Origin of the sequence: Dactylosporangium cerinum (assembly GCF_042653625.1) — a bacterium.
Classification (GTDB): domain Bacteria; phylum Actinomycetota; class Actinomycetes; order Mycobacteriales; family Micromonosporaceae; genus Dactylosporangium; species Dactylosporangium cerinum.
Genome location: NZ_JBHSIU010000093.1, coordinates 1 through 21825, shown reverse-complemented (window position 1 = coordinate 21825; position 21825 = coordinate 1). Strand labels below are relative to the sequence as shown.

At 70.9% G+C, this 21825-nt stretch carries 25 protein-coding genes; 17 read left to right on the top strand and 8 right to left on the bottom strand.

From position 1 onward, the window contains the following. The first annotated feature begins 12 nt into the window (after positions 1 to 12). A complete protein-coding gene (locus ACFPIJ_RS51275; RefSeq protein ID WP_380126798.1) occupies positions 13 to 765 on the top strand; it encodes an ABC transporter ATP-binding protein in 753 nt (250 codons plus the stop codon). After that, entirely contained in the window at positions 762 to 2186 is a 1425-nt protein-coding gene (locus ACFPIJ_RS51270) for a benzaldehyde dehydrogenase (RefSeq protein WP_380126796.1), read from the top strand. Before ACFPIJ_RS51275 ends, ACFPIJ_RS51270 begins: the two co-directional genes overlap by 4 nt. A 3-nt stretch (positions 2187 to 2189) precedes the next feature. On the opposite strand, the gene ACFPIJ_RS51265 is transcribed toward ACFPIJ_RS51270, so the two are convergent. Beyond that, positions 2190 to 2615: a hypothetical protein gene (locus ACFPIJ_RS51265; protein WP_380126795.1), complete on the bottom strand. Its 426-nt coding sequence runs from the start codon at positions 2613 to 2615 to the stop codon at positions 2190 to 2192. On the opposite strand from ACFPIJ_RS51265, the gene ACFPIJ_RS51260 reads away from it, so the two are divergent. The 3 genes from ACFPIJ_RS51260 (at position 2602) to ACFPIJ_RS51250 (ending at position 4262) form a co-directional block, all read left to right on the top strand. Next, positions 2602 to 2994, top strand: coding sequence for a VOC family protein (locus tag ACFPIJ_RS51260; protein WP_380126794.1), 393 nt, complete (start codon positions 2602 to 2604; stop codon positions 2992 to 2994). The genes ACFPIJ_RS51265 and ACFPIJ_RS51260 overlap by 14 nt on opposite strands. Positions 2995 to 3058: 64 nt before the next feature. After that, entirely contained in the window at positions 3059 to 3775 is a 717-nt protein-coding gene (locus tag ACFPIJ_RS51255) for a DUF4184 family protein (protein WP_380126793.1), read from the top strand. After that, a complete protein-coding gene (locus ACFPIJ_RS51250; RefSeq protein WP_380126791.1) occupies positions 3726 to 4262 on the top strand; it encodes a GNAT family N-acetyltransferase in 537 nt (178 codons plus the stop codon). The genes ACFPIJ_RS51255 and ACFPIJ_RS51250 overlap by 50 nt, the downstream gene beginning before the upstream one ends. Here the strand turns inward: ACFPIJ_RS51250 and ACFPIJ_RS51245 are convergent. Next, on the bottom strand, positions 4226 to 5158 hold the full coding sequence (locus ACFPIJ_RS51245; RefSeq protein WP_380126818.1) for a COX15/CtaA family protein: 933 nt from the start codon (positions 5156 to 5158) through the stop codon (positions 4226 to 4228). The genes ACFPIJ_RS51250 and ACFPIJ_RS51245 overlap by 37 nt on opposite strands. Positions 5159 to 5356: 198 nt before the next feature. Here ACFPIJ_RS51245 and ACFPIJ_RS51240 point away from each other — a divergent pair, with 198 nt between their 5' ends. The 8 genes from ACFPIJ_RS51240 (at position 5357) to ACFPIJ_RS51205 (ending at position 11907) form a co-directional block, all read left to right on the top strand. Further along, the gene (locus ACFPIJ_RS51240; RefSeq protein ID WP_380126790.1) at positions 5357 to 6082 is read left to right on the top strand and encodes a helix-turn-helix transcriptional regulator; all 726 of its coding nucleotides are present in this window, start codon (positions 5357 to 5359) and stop codon (positions 6080 to 6082) included. Next, a complete protein-coding gene (gene sufB / locus ACFPIJ_RS51235) occupies positions 6079 to 7485 on the top strand; it encodes a Fe-S cluster assembly protein SufB (protein WP_380126789.1) in 1407 nt (468 codons plus the stop codon). The genes ACFPIJ_RS51240 and sufB overlap by 4 nt, the downstream gene beginning before the upstream one ends. A gap of 82 nt (positions 7486 to 7567) precedes the next feature. After that, positions 7568 to 8701 carry a Fe-S cluster assembly protein SufD gene (gene sufD, locus ACFPIJ_RS51230; protein ID WP_380126788.1) on the top strand — a complete coding sequence of 378 codons (1134 nt, stop codon included), beginning with the start codon at positions 7568 to 7570 and terminating at the stop codon, positions 8699 to 8701. A gap of 82 nt (positions 8702 to 8783) precedes the next feature. Continuing rightward, complete coding sequence (locus ACFPIJ_RS51225; RefSeq protein WP_380126787.1) at positions 8784 to 9110, top strand: non-heme iron oxygenase ferredoxin subunit; 327 nt, start codon at positions 8784 to 8786, stop codon at positions 9108 to 9110. Beyond that, the gene (gene sufC / locus ACFPIJ_RS51220; RefSeq protein WP_380126785.1) at positions 9107 to 9883 is read left to right on the top strand and encodes a Fe-S cluster assembly ATPase SufC; all 777 of its coding nucleotides are present in this window, start codon (positions 9107 to 9109) and stop codon (positions 9881 to 9883) included. The genes ACFPIJ_RS51225 and sufC overlap by 4 nt, the downstream gene beginning before the upstream one ends. A 7-nt stretch (positions 9884 to 9890) precedes the next feature. Beyond that, positions 9891 to 11138 (top strand): cysteine desulfurase, encoded by a 1248-nt coding sequence (locus ACFPIJ_RS51215; RefSeq protein ID WP_380126784.1) that lies wholly within the window; start codon positions 9891 to 9893, stop codon positions 11136 to 11138. Beyond that, positions 11135 to 11584, top strand: coding sequence for a Fe-S cluster assembly sulfur transfer protein SufU (sufU, locus tag ACFPIJ_RS51210; protein WP_380126782.1), 450 nt, complete (start codon positions 11135 to 11137; stop codon positions 11582 to 11584). Before ACFPIJ_RS51215 ends, sufU begins: the two co-directional genes overlap by 4 nt. After that, positions 11527 to 11907 (top strand): metal-sulfur cluster assembly factor, encoded by a 381-nt coding sequence (locus ACFPIJ_RS51205; RefSeq protein WP_380126780.1) that lies wholly within the window; start codon positions 11527 to 11529, stop codon positions 11905 to 11907. Before sufU ends, ACFPIJ_RS51205 begins: the two co-directional genes overlap by 58 nt. Here ACFPIJ_RS51205 and ACFPIJ_RS51200 read toward each other — a convergent pair. The 5 genes from ACFPIJ_RS51200 to ypfJ all read right to left on the bottom strand — a co-directional run bounded on the left by ACFPIJ_RS51200 (position 11904) and on the right by ypfJ (position 15331). Beyond that, positions 11904 to 12455 (bottom strand): permease-like cell division protein FtsX, encoded by a 552-nt coding sequence (locus tag ACFPIJ_RS51200; protein WP_380126779.1) that lies wholly within the window; start codon positions 12453 to 12455, stop codon positions 11904 to 11906. The genes ACFPIJ_RS51205 and ACFPIJ_RS51200 overlap by 4 nt on opposite strands. Continuing rightward, positions 12452 to 12940 carry an RNA polymerase sigma factor gene (locus ACFPIJ_RS51195; protein ID WP_380126778.1) on the bottom strand — a complete coding sequence of 163 codons (489 nt, stop codon included), beginning with the start codon at positions 12938 to 12940 and terminating at the stop codon, positions 12452 to 12454. The genes ACFPIJ_RS51200 and ACFPIJ_RS51195 overlap by 4 nt, the downstream gene beginning before the upstream one ends. 42 nt (positions 12941 to 12982) lie before the next feature. Further along, positions 12983 to 13618 carry a LysE family transporter gene (locus ACFPIJ_RS51190; RefSeq protein ID WP_380126777.1) on the bottom strand — a complete coding sequence of 212 codons (636 nt, stop codon included), beginning with the start codon at positions 13616 to 13618 and terminating at the stop codon, positions 12983 to 12985. Between the two features lie 109 nt (positions 13619 to 13727). Next, positions 13728 to 14384 (bottom strand): DNA alkylation repair protein, encoded by a 657-nt coding sequence (locus ACFPIJ_RS51185; protein ID WP_380126776.1) that lies wholly within the window; start codon positions 14382 to 14384, stop codon positions 13728 to 13730. Then, positions 14381 to 15331 carry a KPN_02809 family neutral zinc metallopeptidase gene (ypfJ, locus tag ACFPIJ_RS51180; protein WP_380126775.1) on the bottom strand — a complete coding sequence of 317 codons (951 nt, stop codon included), beginning with the start codon at positions 15329 to 15331 and terminating at the stop codon, positions 14381 to 14383. The genes ACFPIJ_RS51185 and ypfJ overlap by 4 nt, the downstream gene beginning before the upstream one ends. A 222-nt stretch (positions 15332 to 15553) precedes the next feature. Here ypfJ and ACFPIJ_RS51175 point away from each other — a divergent pair, with 222 nt between their 5' ends. Continuing rightward, a complete protein-coding gene (locus ACFPIJ_RS51175) occupies positions 15554 to 17152 on the top strand; it encodes an ABC-F family ATP-binding cassette domain-containing protein (protein WP_380126774.1) in 1599 nt (532 codons plus the stop codon). Between the two features lie 6 nt (positions 17153 to 17158). Here the strand turns inward: ACFPIJ_RS51175 and ACFPIJ_RS51170 are convergent, their stop codons facing one another. Then, on the bottom strand, positions 17159 to 18487 hold the full coding sequence (locus tag ACFPIJ_RS51170; protein ID WP_380126817.1) for a hypothetical protein: 1329 nt from the start codon (positions 18485 to 18487) through the stop codon (positions 17159 to 17161). 141 nt (positions 18488 to 18628) lie between these two features. On the opposite strand from ACFPIJ_RS51170, the gene ACFPIJ_RS51165 reads away from it, so the two are divergent. The 3 genes from ACFPIJ_RS51165 to ACFPIJ_RS51155 all read left to right on the top strand — a co-directional run bounded on the left by ACFPIJ_RS51165 (position 18629) and on the right by ACFPIJ_RS51155 (position 21609). Then, positions 18629 to 18853, top strand: coding sequence for a helix-turn-helix domain-containing protein (locus ACFPIJ_RS51165; RefSeq protein ID WP_033359767.1), 225 nt, complete (start codon positions 18629 to 18631; stop codon positions 18851 to 18853). Between the two features lie 83 nt (positions 18854 to 18936). Beyond that, on the top strand, positions 18937 to 19617 hold the full coding sequence (locus ACFPIJ_RS51160; RefSeq protein ID WP_380126816.1) for an enoyl-CoA hydratase/isomerase family protein: 681 nt from the start codon (positions 18937 to 18939) through the stop codon (positions 19615 to 19617). A 57-nt stretch (positions 19618 to 19674) separates the two neighbouring features. After that, positions 19675 to 21609 carry an ABC transporter ATP-binding protein gene (locus ACFPIJ_RS51155; RefSeq protein WP_380126773.1) on the top strand — a complete coding sequence of 645 codons (1935 nt, stop codon included), beginning with the start codon at positions 19675 to 19677 and terminating at the stop codon, positions 21607 to 21609. The last annotated feature ends 216 nt before the right edge of the window (positions 21610 to 21825 follow it).

The window sequence follows — 21825 nt, the reverse complement described above, 5'->3', positions numbered from 1 at the left end:
GAAGGAGTGGCGATGCTGGAGGTCAACGGGCTTCGGAAGGTGTACGACGGGCATGGCCGACGGGTGGAAGCCCTGGCCGACCTGACGTTCAAACTCGACGACGGCGAGTTCGCGTGCCTCGTCGGGCCGTCCGGCTGCGGCAAGACCACGCTGCTGCGGTGCGTCGCCGGGCTGCTGCGGCCGACCGCCGGCGAGGTCCGGGTCGCCGGCCGGCTCGTCGACGGACCGCCGGACGGCCTGGCCGTGGTGTTCCAGGAGTACGGCCGCAGCCTCTTCCCCTGGCTGCGCGTGCACGAGAACGTGGGGCTGCCGCTGTCCGGGCCCCGCAAGCCGGGCCTGGTCAAGGAGGCCCTCGCCGCGGTCGGGCTGGCCGACGCCCGCGACGCCTACCCCTGGCAGCTGTCCGGCGGCATGCAGCAGCGGGTCGCGATTGCCCGCGCCATCGCGTTCGAGCCGAAGGTGCTGCTGATGGACGAGCCGTTCGCGGCCGTCGACGCGCAGACCCGCGCCGACCTCGAGGACCTCATCCGTGCGGTGTGGCGGCGCCTCGGCGTGACCCTGCTGTTCGTCACCCACGACATCGACGAGGCGGTCTACCTGGGGCAGCGGGTCATCGTGCTGTCGGCGTCACCGACCACGATCCTCGACACCCTCGACGTGGACCTCCCCGACGGACGCGACCAGCTGACGACCCGGGCCGCGCCGCGGTTCACCGAGCTGCGCGGCCGCGTGTACACCCACATCCAACAGGCGAGGAAATCATGACCGAACTGCTTGACCCGCGCCCTCTCGGCGCCGGTCTCCGCGACGTCGTCGAACCGGCGACGGGCGCCGTGCTCGGCCGGGTCGGGCTGGCCTCGACCGCCGACGTCGACCGGGCCTGCCGGGAGGCCGCCGCGGCCCAGCCCGCCTGGGCCGCGACCAGTTTCGAGGAGCGGGCCGGGGTGCTGCGCCGGGCCGGCGCGCTGTTCGAGTCGCGGGCCGCCGACGTGGACGAGTGGCTGGTCCGGGAGGCCGGTTCGGTGCCGGCGAAGGCGGCCGTCGAGACGCACGTCGCGGCGCAGGAGTGCTACGAGGCCGCCGCGCTCGCGTTCCGCCCGCTCGGCGACATCCTGCCCAGCGCCCTGCCCCGGCTCAGCCTGGCCCGCCGGTCGCCGGTCGGGGTCGTCGGCGTCATCGCCCCGTTCAACTTCCCGCTGATCCTCGCGATCCGGGCGGTCGCGCCGGCGCTCGCCGTCGGCAACGCGGTCGTGTTCAAGCCGGACCCGCGCACGGCCGTCGGCGGCGGGTTCGCGCTCGCCGCGCTGCTGCGCGAGGCGGGGCTGCCCGACGGGCTGCTGCACGTCCTGCCCGGCGGCGCCGACGTCGGCGCCGCGCTGGTCGCGCACCCGGCGACCAGGGTCATCGCGTTCACCGGCTCCACCGGCGCCGGCCGGGCCGTGGCCGAGCTCGCCGGGCGCCACCTGAAACGGGTCCACCTGGAGCTCGGCGGCAACTCGGCCCTCGTGGTGCTGCCCGACGCCGACCTGGACCTCGCGGTGTCGGCCGGCGCGTGGAGCTCGTACCTGCACTCGGGGCAGATCTGCATGACGGCGGGCCGGCACCTCGTGCACGCGTCCGTCGCCGACGAGTACGTCGAGCGTCTCGCCGCGCACGCCGACGCCCTGCCGGTCGGGGACCCGTTCACCGGGAAGGTGGCGCTCGGCCCGCTCATCGACGCGGGCCAGCGGGACCGGGTGCACCGCCTCGTCGAGGCGACCGTGGGGGACGGGTCCCGGCTGGTCGCCGGCGGCACCTACGACCGGCTCTTCTACCGCCCGACCGTCCTGGACCGGGTCCGCGTCAACGCGCCCGCCTACCGGGAGGAGGTCTTCGGGCCGGTCGCGCCGGTCGTGCGGTTCAGCAGCGAGGACGAGGCCGTCGCGCTCGCCGCCGACTCTGAATACGGGCTGTCGCTGGGCATCCTCACCGGCGACCCGATGCGGGGGCTGGCCCTCGCCGAACGGATCCCGACCGGGATCGTGCACGTCAACGACCAGACGGTCAACGACGAGGCGGTCGCGCCCTTCGGCGGGGTCCGCGGCTCGGGGACGGGCGCCCGGGCCGGGGGCGGATCGAACGCGGACGCCTACACCGACCTTCGGTGGATCACGGTCCGCGGCACGATCGCCCCCTACCCGTTCTGACCGTTACAAGAAGTCCGTGAAGCCCGGACGGAAGCGGTCGTCCGGCTTGCCGAACGCGGTGAACACCAGCCCACCCCGCGGCTCGACCCCGGGCAGATGCTCCGTCATGCGGTTCTGCTCAACGACACATGCCAATGCCTCTTGCAGGTCGGACTCGAGCTGGTGGACCGCCTCGTCGAGGTCCTCCTCCTTGCGTGACCAGTCGATATCCGCCTCACGGAGCTGTTGTCCGGCCAGCTTGGCGATGACGTCAGGGTCATTGACCGCGACTTCCAGGCGGCAGTAGATCTGCATGATCAGCGGTTCCTGTTGCCCCATTGCAGAAGAGTTACACATAAAATATCTGCGGCCAAAGAACGTGCAGATGAATTTACAACCCGGCAATGTGTGTTTTTGTGCCCTTAAGGTGCAGACCATGGTGTCGTTCATTCGCAACGTTTCCTTCGACTGCGCCGATCCCTACGCCCTCGCGTCCTTCTGGGCGGGCGTGGTCGGTCACCCCGTCCACCCGGACTGCGTCCCGGGCGACGAGGAGGTCGTGATCGAGCCGGCCGAGGGTCCCCGGCTGTATTTCCAGGCCGTGCCGGAGTCGAAGACGCTGAAGAACCGGGTGCACGTGTGCCTGCAGCCCGGCGACCGCCGCCGCGACGCCGAGGTCGACCGGCTCCTCGCGCTCGGCGCGGTCCTCGCCGCCGACCACCGCAACGCCGACGGCAGCGGGTGGGTGGTCCTGCTCGACCCGGCCGGCAATGAGTTCTGCGTCACGCGTTCTTCCGGGGAGTATTCCGGGGAGTATTCCGGGGCGTGAAGGTCTTGTGCGGGTCCGGTGCAGGGCGGCCGGATCCGGCGCCGGCTGCGGCAGGGTCTGGGGCGTGCCCGCGACCCTGCCGACCCATCCCCTGGCCGTCCTGCCGCTGAAACTGTGGCGGCCGCGCTGGTTCGACGGGGTCGCCCTCGCCGTCGGCGCGACCGCCCCCGACATCGCCTACGCCCTCGGCAACGCCGTCGTCGTCCGCAGCCACACGGTCGCCGCGATGTTCTGGTGGGGGCTGCCGGTCACGGTGCTCGTCACCGGGCTGATCCGCCTCGGCGCGCCCACCGTCGCGGCGCACCTGCCGGGGTCGTTGCGCGAGTTCGGCGCGCTCCGCGGGGTGCGGCACCCATGGTGGGTCACCGCGGTCTCGGCGCTGCTCGGCGACGCCAGCCACCTGCTGTGGGACCTGGTCACCCACCCGGAACCGGGCGTGATCGAGTCGTGGCGCGCCGTCCGCGACGTCAGCGACTACGCCGCGCTGCTGGTGTTGCCGTTGTTCGTCTGGCACGTGGGCAACCGCCATCTCATCCGCACCTGGCACGGCCCGGCCCCGGCCGTCCCGCGGCGGCCGCTGCTCTTCTGGTCGGTGGCGGTCGAGGCGTTCACGGCGGGCGCGTTCGTCACCGCGACGCTGGACTACGGCGGCCCGCACGTGTTCATCGTGCGGCTGATCGTATCGGCGATGATCGCTCTGCTGGCGGCGTCCGTGGCACTACACTTCGGGCGTGCTCCTGGAGACAGACCGGCTGCTCTTGCGGCGGTTCCACGCGGGTGACGCCGCCGCCCTCGCCGCCTACCGTTCGGATCCGGACGTCGCCCGGTACCAGTCGTGGGACGCGCCCTACCCGCTCGGTGACGCCCTCGCGTTCGTCGCCGAGACCGCGCACCTGGACCCGGAGCGGGAAGGCTGGTTCCAGTATGCGGTGGAGGGCCGCGACACCGGGCTCCTGCTCGGCGACGTCGGCGTCAACCGGGGCGACGGCGGCCGGCAGGCGGAGATCGGCTTCACGTTCGCGCCCGCCTTCCAGGGCCGCGGCTACGCGACCGAGGCCGTCGGCCGGGTCGTGCGGCACCTCCTGGTGGAGGAGGGCCTGCACCGGGTGCACGCGTCCCTCGACGCCCGCAACGAGCGCTCGGCCCGGCTCCTGGAGCGCCTCGGCTTCCGCCGCGAGGGCCTGCTGGTGCGGGCCAGCTACTGGAAGGGCGAGTGGACCGACGACCTGCTCTACGCGGTGCTCGCGTCGGAGTGGGCGACCTCCTGAGGGACGGTCGCCCCCGGTTCCCGCCGGGGCGAAACGGCCAGCAGGAGTCCGAGTGTCGCGGTCCACACCAGGCAGGCGCCGAGCATGTGCAGCAGCACGACCGGCCAGGGCAGCCCGGTGAAGTACTGCACGAACCCGACGACCCCCTGACCCAGCTCGACCAGCAGCAGCAGCGCGGCGGCCCGGGTGACCCGCAGCGGCGCACCGAGCGCGCGCAGGCCGAACCACATCGCCAGGGTCAGCCCGACCAGCACGAACACGGCGTCGCCGTGCAGCTGGGAGACCGTCGCCGGGTCGAACCCGGTCCGGGCGGCCTTGGTGTCCCCGGAGTGCGGCCCGCTGCCGGTCACGATCGTGCCGAGCACCAGCACCGCGGCGGACACGGCGGTGACCACGATCCCGCCGGTGCGCATCGCCGCCGGCGCGGTCCAGCGCGGCGGGACGTCCCGGGTGCGGTGCCAGAACACGTACGCCAGCGCGATCAGCACCATCGACGCGAGGAAGTGCGCCATCACCGTCCACGGGTTGAGCGCCATCCGCACGGTGATCCCGCCGAGCACGCCCTGGAACCCGATGCCGGCCATCATCCACACGGCGGCCTTCAGCAGCCCCGGCACCCGCCGGCGCTGCCGCCACGCGGCGGCGAGCGCGACGACGGCGATCAGCCCGAGCACGAACGTCAGGGTCCGGTTGCCGAACTCGATGACGCCGTGATGCCCCATCTCCTGGGTGGTCACGTAGGACTCGTCGGTGCACCGCGGCCACGTCGGGCAGCCGAGCCCCGACCCGGTCAGCCGGACCAGCCCACCGGTGCACACGATCCCGATATTGGCGACCAGCGTTGCGAGGGCCGCCCGGCGCAGCACCACCGGCCGATCGAGCAGCGACAGCAGCATCCCCAACACCCGGCCGATACTACGCGCGGCTACATATCCCGCCCCGCCGCGGTCGCCCGTCGCCTCCGCCGCGGGGGCGGCTGGGGCGGTTGGGGCGTTTGTGCTGGTCGGGTTAGTAAGGCGAGGCTTACCTTCCGTGCGTTGGATCACCCGTGAGGCGGTTTGCCAGTGTCGGGCGAATTACGTAACGTTGGTGTTGTGAAAAACGTGGAGGTGGCGCAGAGATCTGCCGCCGCTGACGCGTGCCCGCCGCTTGACGTGCGCACCCGTGACCGGGTCACGGAGCTGCTGCTGCAGCAGGGGTCGGCCACGGCGACCGAGCTCGGGCTCGCTCTCGGGCTGAGCGCGGCCGGGATCCGCCGGCACCTCGACGCGATGCTCGCCGAGGGGCTCGTGGAGAGCCGGGAGCGCCCCGATCGCGGACGCCGGGGGCGGGGACGGCCGGCGCGGGTGTTCACGCTGACCGCCGCGGCGCGCGAGTCGCTGCCGCACACCTATGACGATCTTGCCACGTCGGCGCTGCGGTGGATCGCCGAGCATCACGGGCCCTCCGCGGTGGCGGCGTTCGCCATGGCGCAGGTCGCCGGGCTCGAGGAGCGCTGCAAGTCGGCCATGGCCGAGGCCGGCGACGACCCGCTGGCCAGGGCCGAGGCCCTCGCCCAGGCGCTGACCGCCGAGGGCTACGCTGCCGGCGCGACGACCATCGCGACCGGCGGACAGCTGTGCCAGCACCACTGCCCGGTGGCGCACGTCGCCGCCGAGTTCTCCGAGCTGTGCGAGGCCGAGACCCAGGTCATCTCCCGCCTGGTCGGCACACACGTCCAGCGCCTCGCGACCATCGCCAACGGTGATGGCATCTGCACCACCCACATTCCGGCGTCGGTTCCCGGCGTCCGTCCCGATAGGCAAAGGAACGTGAGATGACCACTGCCGATCAGCTTGCCGGCCTCGGCCGGTACGAGTACGGCTGGGCCGACTCGGACAGCGCGGGTGCCGTGGCACGCCGCGGCCTCAACGAGGACGTCGTGCGCGACATCTCTGCGAAGAAGAGCGAGCCGCAGTGGATGCTCGACCTGCGCCTGAAGGGCCTGCGCCTGTTCGACCGCAAGCCGATGCCGGCGTGGGGCGCGGACCTGTCGCACATCGACTTCGACAACATCAAGTATTTCGTCCGCTCGACCGAGAAGCAGGCGGCGAGCTGGGAAGACCTGCCCGACGACATCAAGGCGACCTACGACCGGCTCGGCATCCCCGAGGCGGAGAAGCAGCGCCTGGTCGCCGGTGTCGCCGCGCAGTACGAGTCGGAGGTCGTCTACCACAAGATCCGCGAGGACCTCGAGGAGCAGGGCGTCATCTTCCTCGACACGGACACCGCGCTGCGTGAGCACGAGGACGTGTTCAAGGAGTACTTCGGCACCGTGATCCCGGTCGGCGACAACAAGTTCGCCGCGCTCAACACCTCGGTGTGGTCCGGTGGCAGCTTCATCTACGTGCCCAAGGGCGTGCAGGTGGAGATCCCGCTGCAGGCGTATTTCCGGATCAACACCGAGAACATGGGCCAGTTCGAGCGGACGCTGATCATCGTCGACGAGGGTGCCTACGTGCACTACGTCGAGGGCTGCACCGCGCCGATCTACTCCTCGGACTCGCTGCACTCCGCGGTGGTGGAGATCGTGGTGAAGAAGGGCGCCCGCTGCCGCTACACCACGATCCAGAACTGGTCGACCAACGTCTATAACCTGGTCACCAAGCGCGCCGTGTGCCACGAGGGCGCGACCATGGAGTGGATCGACGGCAACCTCGGCTCCAAGGTCACCATGAAGTACCCCGCGGTCTACATGGTCGGCGAGCACGCCAAGGGCGAGGTCATGTCGGTCGCGATGGCCGGCGAGGGCCAGCACCAGGACGCGGGCGCCAAGATGGTGCACGCCGCCCCGCACACGTCGAGCACGATCGTGTCGAAGTCGATCGCCCGGGCCGGCGGCCGCACCTCCTACCGTGGCCTGGTCCAGGTGCTGGAGGGCTCGCACCACTCCCGCTCGACGGTGAAGTGCGACGCGCTGCTGGTGGACACGATCTCCCGCTCCGACACGTACCCCTACGTCGACATCCGCGAGGACGACGTGTCGATGGGGCACGAGGCGACGGTCTCGAAGATCAGCGACGACCAGTTGTTCTACCTGATGTCCCGCGGCCTCACCGAGGACGAGGCGATGGCGATGATCGTGCGCGGCTTCATCGAGCCGATCGCCAAGGAACTGCCCATGGAGTATGCGTTGGAGCTCAACCGGCTCATCGAGCTGCAGATGGAGGGCGCTGTCGGATGAGCGGCCAGCGAAGCGGCTCGGGCCGCTCATGGTGTGTCAGGTTTGGCTCAGGCCGACGCCGGAGCGAAGCGGAGGTGGCGGAGTGAGCGCGCCTGCACTCGTTCCCCCGAAGACCCGCGCGCAGCAGGTCCGTTCGTTCGACGTCGCCGACTTCCCGGCCCTCACCGGCCGGGAGGAGGAGTGGCGGTTCACCCCGCTCAAGCGCCTGCGCGGCCTGGCGACCGAGGTTGCCGGGGCCGGCGCGTCGGCGCCGAAGGTCGAGGTCGGTGAGCTGCCGGCGGGCGTGACCGTCGACAGCGTCGACCTGCGGATCGGCGCCGCGCTGACGCCGTTCGACCGGATCAGTGCCCTCGCCGCCGGCGCGGCCACCGAGTCGCTGGTCGTCGCCGTCGCGCCCGACGCCGTGCCGGAGACCGCCGCCGTGGTGCGGCTGGTCGGTTCGACGACGGAGGTCGCGTTCGGCCACACCGTCGTCGAGGTCGGCCGGCTCGCCGAGGCGACCGTCGTGCTGGAGCAGGTCGGCACGGTCACCCTCGCCGACAACGTCGAGGTGATCGTCGGCGACGCGGCCCGGCTCACCCTGGTCACCGTCACCGACTGGGACGCCGACGCGGTGCAGGCCCAGCACATCCGCTTCCGGCTCGGCCGCGATGCCGCGGTCACGCACGTCCAGGTGACGCTCGGCGGCGGCGTCGTGCGGCAGTACACCAGCGTCGACTACACCGGCCGGGGCGGCGAGATCGACGCGTTCGGGCTCTACTTCGCCGACGCCGGGCAGCACCTGGAGCACCGGCTGCTGGTCGACCACTCGGTGCCGGACTGCCGCAGCTTCGTCTCCTACCGCGGGGCGCTGCAGGGCCAGGACTCGCACACGGTGTGGGTCGGCGACGTGCTCATCCGGGCCGAGGCGACCGGCACCAGCACGTATGAGATCAACCGCAACCTGGTGCTGACCGACGGGGCGCGCGCCGACTCGGTGCCCAACCTGGAGATCGAGACCGGCGAGGTCGTCGGCGCCGGCCACGCCAGCACCACCGGGCGCTTCGACGACGAGCAGCTGTTCTACCTGATGTCCCGGGGCATCCCGGACGACCAGGCCCGCAAGCTCGTGGTCCGCGGCTTCTTCGCCGAGCTGCTGCACAAGATCCCGGTCGAGTCGCTGCGCGACCGGCTGGGTGAGGTCATCGACTCGCGGCTCGAGGCGGCCGGCTCGTGAGCGGTCCGGAGCGCAGCGAAGCAGCCGCGCACCGGCCAGCTCAGGGTGGTCACGCCGGTGACGAGCGAAGCGGGGAGTCGGCGTGATCAGAGTGTGTGCGGTCGCCGATATGGCGAAGGGGACGGTGCGGCAGTTCGAGGTCGAAGGGACCGAGATCGCGCTCGTCCACGCTGACGACGACAACTTCTACGCCGCCTACGACGAGTGCTCGCACGCCTCGGTCGCGCTGTCGGAGGGCGAGGTCGATGGCTGCACCCTGGAGTGCTGGCTGCACGGCTCGCGCTTCGACCTGCGCACCGGCGAGCCGAGCGGCCTGCCGGCGACCGAACCGGTCCCGGTCTACCCCGTCGAGATCCGCGACGGCGATGTGTACATCGACTTGAATCCCAGTAACGGAGTGACGAAGTGAGCACGCTGGAGATCAGCAACCTGCAGGTGTCGGTGAAGCTGCCCGACGGCGAGCTGAAGCCGATCCTCGCCGGGGTCGATCTGACCGTCCGGGCGGGGGAGACCCACGCCATCATGGGCCCCAACGGCTCCGGCAAGTCCACCCTGGCGTATGCGATCGCCGGCCACCCGCGCTACGAGGTCACCGGTGGTTCGATGACCCTCGACGGGCAGGACGTGCTCGCGATGACCGTCGACGAGCGGGCCCGCGCCGGGCTGTTCCTGGCCATGCAGCACCCGGTCGAGGTGCCCGGCGTCTCCGTCGCCAACTTCCTGCGCACCGCGAAGACCGCGATCGACGGCGAGGCGCCCAAGCTGCGCACCTGGGCCGGCGAGCTGCGCGGCGCCATGGAGAAGCTGCACATGGACCCGGCGTTCGCCCAGCGCAACGTCAACGAGGGCTTCTCCGGCGGTGAGAAGAAGCGCCACGAGATCATGCAGCTGGAGCTGCTGAAGCCGAAGATCGCGGTGCTCGACGAGACCGACTCGGGCCTCGACATCGACGCGCTGCGGGTGGTCAGCGAGGGCGTCGGCCGGGTCCGTGAGAACGGCGACACCGGTCTGCTGCTGATCACCCACTGGACCCGGATCCTCAAGTACATCACGCCTGACCAGGTCCACGTCTTCGTCGGTGGCCGCATCGTCGAAGAGGGCGGGCCGGAACTCGCCGAGCAGCTCGAGGCCGAAGGCTACGAGCGCTACCTGGCGGGTGCGGACGCCGCGACGCACGCATAGGGGAATCATGAACGCGCTGGATGTTGACGCGGTACGCAAGGACTTCCCGATCCTGGATCGGGAGGTCAACGGCAACCCGCTCGTCTACCTCGACTCCGGGAACACGTCGCAGAAGCCTCGCCAGGTGATCGACGCGGTCCGGGAACACTACGAGCTGCACAACGCCAACGTCGCCCGGTCCGTGCACACGCTCGGCACCGAGGCGACCGAGGCGTTCGAGGGCGCCCGCGAGAAGGTCGCGGCGTTCGTCGGGGCGGGCACCGCGGCCGAGATCGTGTTCACGAAGAACTCGACCGAGGCGATCAACCTCGTCGCGCACGCCTTCACCGCCGGTGCGCAGGACCCGCGCCTGCGCCTCGGACCCGGTGACGAGATCGTCATCACCGAGATGGAGCACCACTCCAACATCGTGCCGTGGCAGCTGCTCGCGCAGCGCACCGGCGCGACGCTGCGCTGGTTCGGCCTCACCGACGAGGGCCGGCTCGACCTGTCCCGGCTCGAGGAACTGATCAACGAGCGCACGAAGCTCGTCTCGGTGGTGCACTACTCCAACCTGCTCGGCACGATCAACCCCGTCGACGTCCTCGTCGCGCGGGCCCGGCAGGTCGGTGCGCTGGTGCTGCTGGACGGCTCCCAGTCGGTGCCGCACATCCCGGTCGACGTGACCGCGCTCGGCGCCGACTTCGTCGCGTTCACCGGTCACAAGATGCTCGGCCCGACCGGCATCGGCGCGCTCTGGGGACGCTTCGAGCTGCTCGACGCCATGCCCCCGTTCCTCGGCGGCGGCTCGATGATCGAGACCGTGGCGATGACCGGCTCGACGTTCATGCCGCCACCCGCCCGCTTCGAGGCCGGCACCCCGCCGATCGCCGAGGCGGTCGGTCTCGGCGCGGCCGTCGACTATCTCAGCACCGTCGGCATGGACGCGATCCAGGTGTATGAGAAGCAGCTCACCGCCTATGCCCTCGACGCGCTCGCGGCGACGCCGGACGTGCGGGTCATCGGGCCGACGGACACCGCCGACCGCGGCGCGACGATCTCCTTCACCGTCGACGGGATCCACCCGCACGACGTCGGGCAGATCCTCGACGACGAGGGCGTGCAGGTCCGTGTCGGGCACCACTGCGCGCGGCCCACCTGCGTGCGCTTCGGCGTGCCGGCGACCACGCGGGCGTCGTTCTACCTGTACACCACCCTCGGCGAGATCGACGCGCTGGTGCGTGGGATCGAGCGGGTGCGGAAGGTCTTCGCATGAAGCTCGACCAGCTCTACCAGGAGATCATCCTGGATCACTACAAGCGGCCGCACGGCCGTGGCCTGCGTGAGCCCTTCGACGCGGAGGCCCACCACGTCAACCCGACCTGCGGTGACGAGGTGACCCTCCGCGTGTCGATCAAGGGCGACACCGTCGCGGACGTCTCCTACGAGGGCATGGGCTGCTCGATCAGCCAGGCCTCCGCGAGTATCCTGCACGAGCTGCTCAAGGGCGGCACCGTCGAGGAGTCCCTGCGCCGGCACGAGGCGTTCGCCGAGCTCATGGGCGGCCGCGGCCAGGTCGAGCCGGACGAGGCGGTGCTGGAGGACGCGGTCGCGTTCGCCGGCGTCGCGAAGTACCCCGCGCGGGTCAAGTGCGCGCTGCTGCCGTGGATGGCGTACAAGGACGCGCTCACCAGGGCCGTCCCGGAAGAGGAGAAGGCATGACCGCGGTGCTCGCCGACATCGAAGAGGCGATGAAGGACGTCGTCGACCCCGAACTGGGGATCAACGTCGTCGACCTTGGCCTCGTGTACGGCATCCACGTCGACGAGGAGAACGTCGCGACCCTCGACATGACGCTGACGTCCGCGGCGTGCCCGCTGACCGACGTCATCGAGGACCAGACCCGTCAGGCGCTGTGCTCCGGCCCGGGCGGCGGCCTGGTCAGCGACATCCGGATCAACTGGGTGTGGCTGCCGCCGTGGGGCCCGGACAAGATCAGCGACGAGGGCCGCGACCAGCTGCGCGCCCTGGGCTTCAACGTCTAACGGGACTTGACCGGGCACTGGCAGATGTAGTCCGTGATGCCGTTGAGGCCATGGACTCGCTGCCCGACCACGTCCACCTCGGCGCGCTTCGCGACCCGGAACCGGAACGACTCCGGCAGCTGGTCGACCTTCGTCGCCGCGACGAGGTCCGGGGCGTCGCTGAACTGCTGCTTGAACCGCTCCCAGGCCTCCTCCCTGGTCTCGAAGACCAGGCAGTAGACCTCGGGGGAGGCCCGCAGCGCCCGGTCGATCTCGGCGGTCTGCTCGTCGGTGCGGTCCATACGCAGGAACACCGACACGTCGACGCCGGGTCGGTCGCAGTCGCCGGCCCCGACGACCTGCGCCGGCGGGTCGCCGCCCGGCGCGAGCCGCCACGCGGCCGCGCCGCCGGCGGCCAGCGCGACGGTCAGCACGGCCGCGCCCGCGAAGGCGCGCCGGCGCCGGTTGCGGGACGCGGTCGCGTGGACCGCGGCCACCCCGTCCGGCCGGATCGCCTCGTGGGCCAGTTCGTATTCGGCACGCAGCGCGTACCGGAGATCGTCTGTCATCGTGGCACCTCTCGGAAGTCGTCGAGACTGGCGGCGAGGGTGTGCCGGGCCCGGTAGAGCCAGGTGCGGACGGTGCCCTCACGGACCCGGCAGATGTCGGCGACCTCGGCCACCGGCAGCCCGACCAGGTAGTGCAGCACCACCGCCCGGCGCTGCCCGTCGGGCAGCTCCGCGAGCGCGTCCCGGATCGCGATCCGGTGCTCGCCCGGTGCGGGCACCGGCTCGACCAGGACCAGCCGCTGGTGCGTCAGCGCGACGCGCAGGCGGCGCAGCCGCGACGTGCCGAGGTTCCACGCGACCCGGCGGATCCAGGCGGCGGGCTCCTCGTAGCGGCTGATCCGGTCCCAGCGCTGCCAGGCGCGCACGAACGCCTCCTGGGTCAGGTCCCGGGCCTCGTCGAGGTCGCCGAGGTACATGCTGAGCTGTGCGGCGATCGGCCGGAACTGCAGCGCGTAACACTCGGCGAACCCGTTGGCATCCCTCATGCAGACATCACGCGTGACGCCCGGGAAAGGTCACAGCAAAGGTCACACGACCAGAATGACGGCCAGGACGGCGATCACCGCGCTGGATGTCAGGGCCGTCCACAGCCGCCCCCGGGCGCCGGTGAGGACCTTCCCCAGCAGGGTGCCGCCGCCGGCGATGAGCAGCTGCCAGCTCGCGGACGCCACGAACGCGGCCAGCACCCACACGGCCTCGCCGGTCGGGGACAGGCCGTCGTCGGCGCGCCGGCCGAGGACCAGCGCCCCGAAGTAGACGATCGTCGCCGGGTTGAGCAGGGTCAGGCCGAGCAGGGCGAAGTACGCGCCGGCCGGGCGGCTCATCCGGCCGTCGGCGTCGCGGGCCTGCGCCGTGTCGCGCCGGCGCCTGAGTGCATCAGCGGCGGTCTTGGTGGCGAGCGCGAGGAGCACCACCGCCGCAATCCAACGCAGGGGAGTGGAGATCGGCTCGATCAGCCCCGCGAGGGCCGCGCCGCCGAGCACGGCGACCACCGCGTAGATCCCGTCGGCGGTGGCGACCCCGAGCGCCGCGCCGGCGCCGGCCCGCCAGCCGGTGCGGGCGGCGAGGCCGGCGATCAGGGCGCCGATGGCGCCGACCGGGACCGCCACCCCGTAGCCGGCGAGCATCCCCGAGAGGACGACCTCGCCGAGTCCGGCGCTCACGACCGCTGCTTGCGGCTCGCCTCCGCCAGGGTGCCGGTCTGTCGCATGGTCCCTTCGCCGGAGCGGACGGGGACAGCGGGGCGGCATCGGTTCATGGCGAGCATGATGCCTACGGGTGCGCGCCGCCGCGACCGATATTCTTCAGCGCCTCCCGTTTGGACAATCCGGACAGGTCCGGGTGGTCGGCGACGAAGCGCCGGACCGCGTCGGGGTCGGTCTTCGCGTATTCGCGCAGGGCCCACCCGATCCCCTTGCGGATGAAGAAGTCCTGGTGATGGCGATGGTGGCTGGTGTACGCGAAGAGCCGCCCGGCGTCCGTCGCGGCCTTGTACCGCAGCTGGTGCAGGATCGCAGTGCGCACCACCCACAGGTCGTCGTCCTCGACCCACGCGTCCATCGGCGTCTGGTCGTTCCTGACGACCGGACCGACGACGTTGGCGGCGAGCGCGTCGACGGTGTCCCACCACGGTTTCGTGGTGATCAGCGTCTTCAGCACGGGCAGGTCGTCGGGGGTCAGTGTCCTGGCGTGCCGGGCCAGGAGGTCGCAGGCGAAGTACTGGAACTCCCGCTCCGGCATCGCCCAGCAGGCCAGCGCCGCCTGCAGGGGGTGCTCGGGGTCGAGGAACGGCTTGGCCAGGCGGCGCCGCAGCGGGCTGGGGAGGCCGAGGAACTCGAACTGGTCCCGCATGTACGCGCGCATCGCCGCGGCCTGCCCGGGAGCGGCGTGCTCCCGGAAGACCGCGGCGATGCCGTCCGGTTCGGTCACAGGTTGCGGGTGGAGAACGTGTCGCACAGCTTCGGGTCGCCCTTGTCGAAGCCGATCTTGAACCACTTCTGGCGCTGCGCGGACGTGCCGTGGGTGAACGCGTCGGGGTTCACCCCGCTGCCGGACTTCTTCTGGATCGTGTCGTCGCCGATCGCCTGCGCCGCCTCGAGCGCCTCGTTGATGTCCTGCTGGGTGATGGACTTGAACAGCACCGCGTCGCCTTCCTTGTCCTTCGTCTCGGTGGCGTGGAAGGCCCAGGTCCCGGCGTAGCAGTCGGCCTGCAGCTCCAGGCGCACCGAGCCCGAGGTGGGGCCGGTGTCACCCGGCTGGACCTTGGCGTTGGTGCCGAGCAGGTTCTGGATGTGATGGCCGTACTCGTGGGCGATCACGTAGGGCGCGGCGAACTCGCCCTTGGCCCCGAAGCGGCTGGACAGCTCGTTGTAGAACGTGAGGTCGATGTAGACCTGGCTGTCCGAGGGGCAGTAGAACGGCCCGACGCCGGAGTCGGCCTGGCCGCAGCCGGTGTTGACGGCGCCGTTGAAGTAGTTCGTCTTGGCCGGCTGGTACTGCTTGCCGAACGCCTGCGGCAGCTCCGCCGTCCAGTACGCCTGGACGGAGTTGATGTAGAGCAGGTTGCGGCAGTCGGCGTCGTTGAACCGGTCCTTGTTGGACTTGTCACAGCGCTTCTCGATGTCGCTGTTGTCGGCCTGCTGGTCGCCGCCGCCACCACCGCCGAGCAGGCCGCTGCCGAAGAGCCCGCCGCCGCCGCAGACCACCAGGGCCAGGACGATCAGGGTGATGATGAGGCCCATCTTGCCGCCCCCGCCGCCCGGGATGGGGATCGGGATGCCACCGATGCCGCCACCGCCACCGCCGCCACCGCTGGTCGACCCGCGCAGGTCGTTGACCTGGCTGCTGTCGAGGTCGGCATCGTCGTTGAACTCCATGGCACACCTCTTCGGGGGTTTTTTCGGGGGGACCTATCGACCGGTGTCTGCTCGGACCGGTACCCGATGATCTTGTGACGTAATCGTGTGACGGTCTCGCGCGGTGCGCACGGTACGATATGCGGGTGACTTGCATGCCTCGCACTCAGAGGGAGTGACCCCGGTCCCGCGCCTGGAGTCTGTCCATCTTCCCCTTGAATATTGCGAGAGCGAGTCTTTCCTGTGATCACGACCACGGGTCTTGAGCTGCGCGCGGGTGCGCGCATTCTCCTCAGCGACATCAGCCTGCGCATCCAGCCCGGTGACCGCATCGGTCTGGTGGGGCGCAACGGTGCCGGCAAGACCACCACCCTGAAGGTCCTCGCCGGTGAGGGCACCCCGCACGCGGGCGCGGTCGAGCGCCGCGGGCCGGTCGGCTACCTGCCGCAGGACCCGCGCACCGGCGACCTGGAGGTCACCGCCCGGGACCGGGTGCTGTCCGCCCGTGGCCTGGACACCATCTACGCCGAGATGAAGGCCCTCGAGGAGCGCCTCGGCGACGACGAGCGGCTGATCCGGCGCTACGGGCAGCTCGAGGACCAGTTCGCCGGCCTGGGCGGCTACGCGGCCGAGGCCGAGGCCGCCCGGATCTGCGCCAACCTGGGCCTGCCGGACCGGGTCCTCGCGCAGACCATCGGCACGCTGTCCGGTGGTCAGCGGCGCCGCATCGAGCTGGCGCGCATCCTGTTCCGCGACGCGGCCGCGACCGGGGGCGGCATCCTGCTGCTGGACGAGCCGACCAACCACCTCGACTCCGACTCCATCAGCTGGCTGCGCAACTTCCTGTCCAGCCACAAGGGCGGCCTCGTGGTGATCTCCCACGACGTCGAGATGCTGGACGCGATCGTCAACAAGGTCTGGTACCTGGACGCCAACCGCGCCACGATCGACTTCTACAACCTGAACTGGAAGCTGTACCAGCAGCAGCGCGAGACGGACGAGAAGCGCCGCAAGCGGGAACGGGCCAACGCCGAGAAGAAGGCCGGCGCCCTGTTCGCGCAGGCCGACAAGATGCGGGCCAAGGCCACCAAGACCATCGCCGCACAGAACATGGCCCGCCGCGCCGAGCGCATGCTGGGCGACCTCGAAGAGGTCCGGGTCTCCGACAAGGTGGCGAAGGTCCGCTTCCCCAACCCGAAGCCGTGCGGCAAGACCCCGCTGACGGCGTCCGGGCTGTCGAAGACCTACGGGTCGCTCGAGATCTTCATGGACGTCGACGTGGCCGTCGACCGCGGCTCGCGGGTCGCGATCCTCGGGCTCAACGGCGCCGGCAAGACCACGCTGCTGCGGATGCTGGCCGGCGAGCTGGAGCCCGACACCGGCGAGGTGCACGCCGGGCACGGCCTGCAGCGCGGCTACTACGCCCAGGAGCACGAGCAGCTCGACGTCGACCGCACGATCCTGGAGCTGATGCGCTCCGCCGCCCCCGACCAGAACGACACCGAGCTGCGCAAGATCCTCGGCGCGTTCCTGTTCACCGGCGACGACGTCGACAAGCCCGCCGGGGTCCTTTCCGGCGGGGAGAAGACCCGGCTGGCCCTGGCGACGCTGGTCTGCTCCGGCGCCAACGTGCTGCTGCTCGACGAGCCCACCAACAACCTCGACCCGATCAGCCGGGAGCAGGTCCTGGACGCGATCGCGCGGTATCCCGGGGCGATCGTGCTCGTCACGCACGACCCGGGCGCGGTGACCGCGCTGAAGCCGGACCGGGCGATCCTCCTGCCGGACGGGGTCGAGGACGCGTGGAGCGACGACCTGCTGGAGCTCGTCGAGCTGGCCTGACGCTGCTCACCAGGGTGTGATCAGCAGGGCTTCGACGACGATGGCGAGGGCTGCCCCGACCGCTGTGAGCAACAGCGGGGTCGGGGGCAGCTCGCCGCCCGGCTTCTCCGGCGCGACCGCGGCGACCGTCAGCCACGGGAAGAACGGCAGCCACGCGTGCTCGACGCCGCCGCGGGCCAGGCCGGCCGCGATCGAGAACACCACGGCCGCGCCCGCGCCCACCAGGAACGGCCAGGCGGCGGTGTTGCGCACCTTCCGCGCGCTGGCGACGATCGCCGGGCCGGTGGCGAGCAGCAGCACGACCACGCTGATCGCGCTCCACCACAGCACCGACCGGTAGGGCGCGACCCGGCTGGCGTAGTCGGTCTCGGCGGTGACCAGGCCGTCCGCCCAGCTGAAGCCGAGCAGCTGCGCGGTCAGCACGGGGGCGAGGGCGCCGATGCCCGTGACCACGTTGAGGAACGCCCTTCGGCGGGCGAAGTAGATGAACACGATCGACAGGCCGAGCCAGGGCGCGGAGTACGAGAACAGCGCCGCGATCCCGGTCAGCAGGCCGGCGGTGAGCGCCCAGCCGGTGGCCTTCAGCCCGCGGACCTTGGTGCGGCTGGCCCGCAGCCCCGCCACGATGGCCGCCGCGCCCAGGGTGGCCACCAGGCCGTCCAGGCTGACCGCCACCCAGATCGCGTACGGGGCCAGCACCAGCACCGGCAGATACCGTCGCGCGGCCGCTTCGCCGACCGAGTCGCGGACCGCCGACAACACCAACGGAATCGTCAGCGCCGATAGGGCGGTGATCAGGAATCCGAGGAGGACGTGGTTGTCGACCCCGATTTGGTCGGCCAACCACAAAAACAGTACGGGACCCGGCGGATGGCCCCGGGACGCGACCGAGTGCGCCGGCGCGTCGGCCGTGAAATGTCTGAGGTATGCCAGCGGATCGGCACCTACCCGCCTTACGTCACCCAGGTATTCCTCCGGCGAGCCCAAGGCTTTCGTAAGGCCCGACCATCCATCGACAAGCGCCAAAGCGATAGCCCACGTCAGGCCGGCGATGTACCCGAAAAGCTGAATTTTTCGCCAAGATCGCTGCCGTCGGTGGGTCTGTGATGCGGACCACAGTACCGCTGCGGCCACCAATGGCGCCAGCACGCTGCCCGGTCCGACCCTGATCTTGTACCTGCCGAGGAAGGGGGCGCTGGCGGTGCCCAGACGGGCGTCGAGCTGCACCGCGAGCGCCGCGAGCGCGAGGCCGCACAGGCCGAGGACAACCCAACGGAGCGCATCGCGACGCTCACGATGCGCAGTCCATGGTCGGTCGGTGGGGGGTTCGCTCATCACGGCGCATCACGGTATCGGGTAGGCGACAATGCTGTGCGTGTCGGTTGGCGTGCCGTCGATATCTAGCGCATGATCGTTCGAGGCGGTCTAATAGGTGGGACCGCACCAACCGCTCAGTCTGGGACGTGAGGGATCAGCATGGCAGCCACCGCCACCACCAGCACCGAGAAGGGTCGCCGGATCGTCGGCGCCGAAAGGCAGACACTGGCGAAGGACCTCGTGAAGCGGTACACCAACGGTGAGAGTATCCGCGCGCTCGCCGCTTCCACCGGTCGTTCCTATGGATTTGTGCACCGGGTGCTGACCGAATCTGGCGTTCAGCTTCGTCAGCGTGGCGGTGCCCGGCGCCGCAAGAAGGCGTGAACGCCACTCCCTCGTCGGGAGAGGCGCGTTTCGGCGGCGTCTCGACAGAGGCGCGCTTCGACGTCGATGGGCCGGTCGCGACGGTGACGTTGGACCGGCCCGAGGTTCTCAACGCGCAGACCCCGGCGTTGTGGGCCGACCTGCGGGCGTTCGGCCGGTCACTGCCGGGCGACGTGCGTGTGGTGATCGTGCGCGGATCCGGGCGGGCCTTCTCGGCCGGGCTCGACACCTCGGTCGCCGCGACGATGCTCGGCGGCGTCTCCGAAGCGCAGATCGCGCAGTACCAGGAGGCGTTCGCCTGGCTCCGGCAGCCGTCGCTCATCTCGATCGCGGCGGTCCACGGCCACGCCATCGGCGCCGGCTTCCAGCTCGCCCTCGCCTGCGACTTCCGGGTCGTGGCCGAGGACGTCAAGTTCTGCATGGCCGAGGTCACGCTGGGGCTCGTCCCGGACCTCGGCGGCACGAAGCGGCTCGTCGAGCTGGTCGGTTATGCGCGTGCGTTGGAGCTGTGCGTGACCGGCCGGCGCGTGCCGGCGGTGGAGGCGTCGCAGATCGGTCTCGCCAACGTGGTGGTGCCCGCCTCGTCGCTGTCCGACGCCGTGAGCGACCTCACCGCGGCCGTCCTCGCGGGTTCGCGGGACGCGGTCGTGGAGATCAAGGCGCTCATCGCGGCCGCAGGTGGGCACACGTTCGCCGAGCAGGAGGCCGTCGAGCGGGCCGCCCAGGTCCGCCGCATCCAGGACCTGGCAGGCCTGGGCGAATAAGGTTTTGTCGTACCCCCGGGGCATGCTTGTGCGCAAGGTTCCGGACCGGGGGTGGCGATGACTTCGAGTGGCATGGCGGGCTGGGAGACCCTGCGGGCATTGCGCAAGGCCGACGAGCTGGCGGGCAAGCGACTGGCCCGTGGCACGGCGAAGCGGATCCTCGCGTTCGCCCGGCCCTATCGCGGTGACATCAGCGTCTTCCTGGTCACCGTCGTCCTCGGCGCGGCCATCGGCGTCGCCACGCCGTATCTCGCCGGCGACGTCATCAACAAGATCAACGCCGGTGGCCCCGGCGCCGGCACGGCGGTCGTGCGGGTGGCGCTGCTCATCGGCGCCCTCGCCGTCGTCGACGCGCTGCTGTCGCTCGTCCAGCGGTGGTATTCGGCCCGCATCGGCGAGGGCATCATCCTGTCGCTGCGCACCCAGGTGTATGGCCACGTGCAGCTCATGCCGCTGCAGTTCTTCACCCGCACCCAGACCGGCGCCCTCGTCAGCCGGCTCAACAACGACGTGCAGGGCGCCCAGCGCGCGTTCACCTCGACCCTGTCCGGCGTGGTCAGCAACGTCATCCAGCTGGTCCTCACCGCCGTGGTGATGCTCACCCTCTCCTGGCAGGTGACCCTGCTGTCGCTGGTCATGCTGCCGGTCTTCATCTTCCCGGCCCGCCGCGTCGGCAAGCGCCTCGCCGCGATCACCCGCGAGGCATACCAGCTCGACGCCACCATGAACGCGACGATGACCGAGCGCTTCGGCGTCGCCGGCGCGCTGCTGGTCAAGCTGTTCGGCCGGCCGGAGACCGAGGCGGCCCGCTTCGCCGACCGGGCCGGCCGGGTCCGCGACATCGGCATCCAGTCCGCCATGTACAGCCGCGTGTTCTTCGTCAGCATGCTGCTCGTCGCCTCGCTCGCGCAGGCCCTCACGTATGGCCTCGGCGGTTGGTTCGCCGTGCACGGCCAGATCACCGCCGGCACCGTCGTCACCCTCGCGCTGCTGCTCACCCGGCTCTACGGTCCGCTGACCGCGCTGTCCAACGTCCGCGTCGACGTGATGAGCGCGCTCGTCTCGTTCGAGCGGGTCTTCGAGGTCCTCGACCTGGCCCCCGGCATCGCCGAGCGCCCCGGCGCCCGCCCGCTGCCGGCCGGCGCCGCGAAGGTCGAGTTCCGCGACGTGCACTTCCGCTACCCGAGCGCGGCCGAGGTCTCCCTCGCGTCCCTCGAGGACGTCGCGTCGCTGGACCGCACCGTCACCGACGAGGTGCTCAAGGGCGTCTCCTTCACCGTCGAGCCCGGCCAGATGGTCGCGCTCGTCGGCCCCTCCGGCGCCGGCAAGTCCACCACCGCGATGCTGGTCCCGCGGGTCTACGACGCCACCGCCGGCGCGATCCTCGTCGGCGACGTCGACGTCCGCGACGCCACCCTGCAGTCCCTGCGCGACACCATCGGCGTCGTCACCCAGGACTCCCACCTCTTCCACGAGACCATCGCCGACAACCTGCGCTACGCGAAACCCGACGCCACCGACGACGAGATCCGCACCGCCCTGCGCCGCGCCCAGGTCGGCGACCTCGTCGACTCCCTCCCCGAGGGCCTCGACACCGTCGTCGGCGAGCGCGGCTACCGCTTCTCCGGCGGCGAGAAGCAGCGCATCGCCATCGCCCGCCTGCTGCTCAAGGCCCCCTCCATCGTCATCCTCGACGAGGCCACCGCCCACCTCGACTCGGAGTCCGAGGCCGCCGTCCAGCGCGCCCTCGCCGAGGCCCTCGCCGGCCGCACCGCCCTCGTCATCGCCCACCGCCTGTCCACCATCCGCGACGCCGACCAGATCCTCGTCGTCGACGACGGCCGCATCGTCGAGCACGGCACCCACGAGTCCCTGGTCACGGCGGGCGGCCTGTATGCGGAGCTGTACCGGACCCAGTTCGCCGTCGTCGACTCCCCACTACCCGCCGCCACGCCCTTCCCACCCGACCCCCTCCCAACCCCAATCCCGTAACCCCCGCCTCCCCAGCCGCTGCCGACCCAGCCGTTTGATCGGTGCACGTCCGAGGGTTGTGCGCGGATCGCGGATCGGTCGTTGGTCGTTGGTCGTGCGCGGAGCTGTACCAGACCAAGTTCGCCGGTCGTGTCCGCTGCGGTGGTGTACGGCCGCCGTGCTGGCCTGCCCGTTTCGGGCAGCCGCGGTTGCGCAGTTGATGGCGGACCTGTGCTT

Bases quoted from the DNA above. Each gene is read 5' to 3' on its own strand.
- ACFPIJ_RS51260 (WP_380126794.1), top strand. From the start codon at position 2,602: ATGGTGTCGTTCATTCGCAACGTTTCCTTCGACTGCGCCGATCCCTAC.
- ACFPIJ_RS51245 (WP_380126818.1), bottom strand. From the start codon at position 5,158: ATGCTGCTGTCGCTGCTCGATCGGCCGGTGGTGCTGCGCCGGGCGGCC.
- ACFPIJ_RS51265 (WP_380126795.1), bottom strand. From the start codon at position 2,615: ATGAACGACACCATGGTCTGCACCTTAAGGGCACAAAAACACACATTG.
- ypfJ (WP_380126775.1), bottom strand. From the start codon at position 15,331: ATGGAGTTCAACGACGATGCCGACCTCGACAGCAGCCAGGTCAACGAC.
- ACFPIJ_RS51170 (WP_380126817.1), bottom strand. From the start codon at position 18,487: ATGAGCGAACCCCCCACCGACCGACCATGGACTGCGCATCGTGAGCGT.
- ACFPIJ_RS51270 (WP_380126796.1), top strand. From the start codon at position 762: ATGACCGAACTGCTTGACCCGCGCCCTCTCGGCGCCGGTCTCCGCGAC.
- sufB (WP_380126789.1), top strand. From the start codon at position 6,079: ATGACCACTGCCGATCAGCTTGCCGGCCTCGGCCGGTACGAGTACGGC.
- ACFPIJ_RS51165 (WP_033359767.1), top strand. From the start codon at position 18,629: ATGGCAGCCACCGCCACCACCAGCACCGAGAAGGGTCGCCGGATCGTC.
- ACFPIJ_RS51155 (WP_380126773.1), top strand. From the start codon at position 19,675: ATGACTTCGAGTGGCATGGCGGGCTGGGAGACCCTGCGGGCATTGCGC.
- sufU (WP_380126782.1), top strand. From the start codon at position 11,135: ATGAAGCTCGACCAGCTCTACCAGGAGATCATCCTGGATCACTACAAG.
- ACFPIJ_RS51200 (WP_380126779.1), bottom strand. From the start codon at position 12,455: ATGACAGACGATCTCCGGTACGCGCTGCGTGCCGAATACGAACTGGCC.
- ACFPIJ_RS51215 (WP_380126784.1), top strand. From the start codon at position 9,891: ATGAACGCGCTGGATGTTGACGCGGTACGCAAGGACTTCCCGATCCTG.
- ACFPIJ_RS51275 (WP_380126798.1), top strand. From the start codon at position 13: ATGCTGGAGGTCAACGGGCTTCGGAAGGTGTACGACGGGCATGGCCGA.
- ACFPIJ_RS51195 (WP_380126778.1), bottom strand. From the start codon at position 12,940: ATGAGGGATGCCAACGGGTTCGCCGAGTGTTACGCGCTGCAGTTCCGG.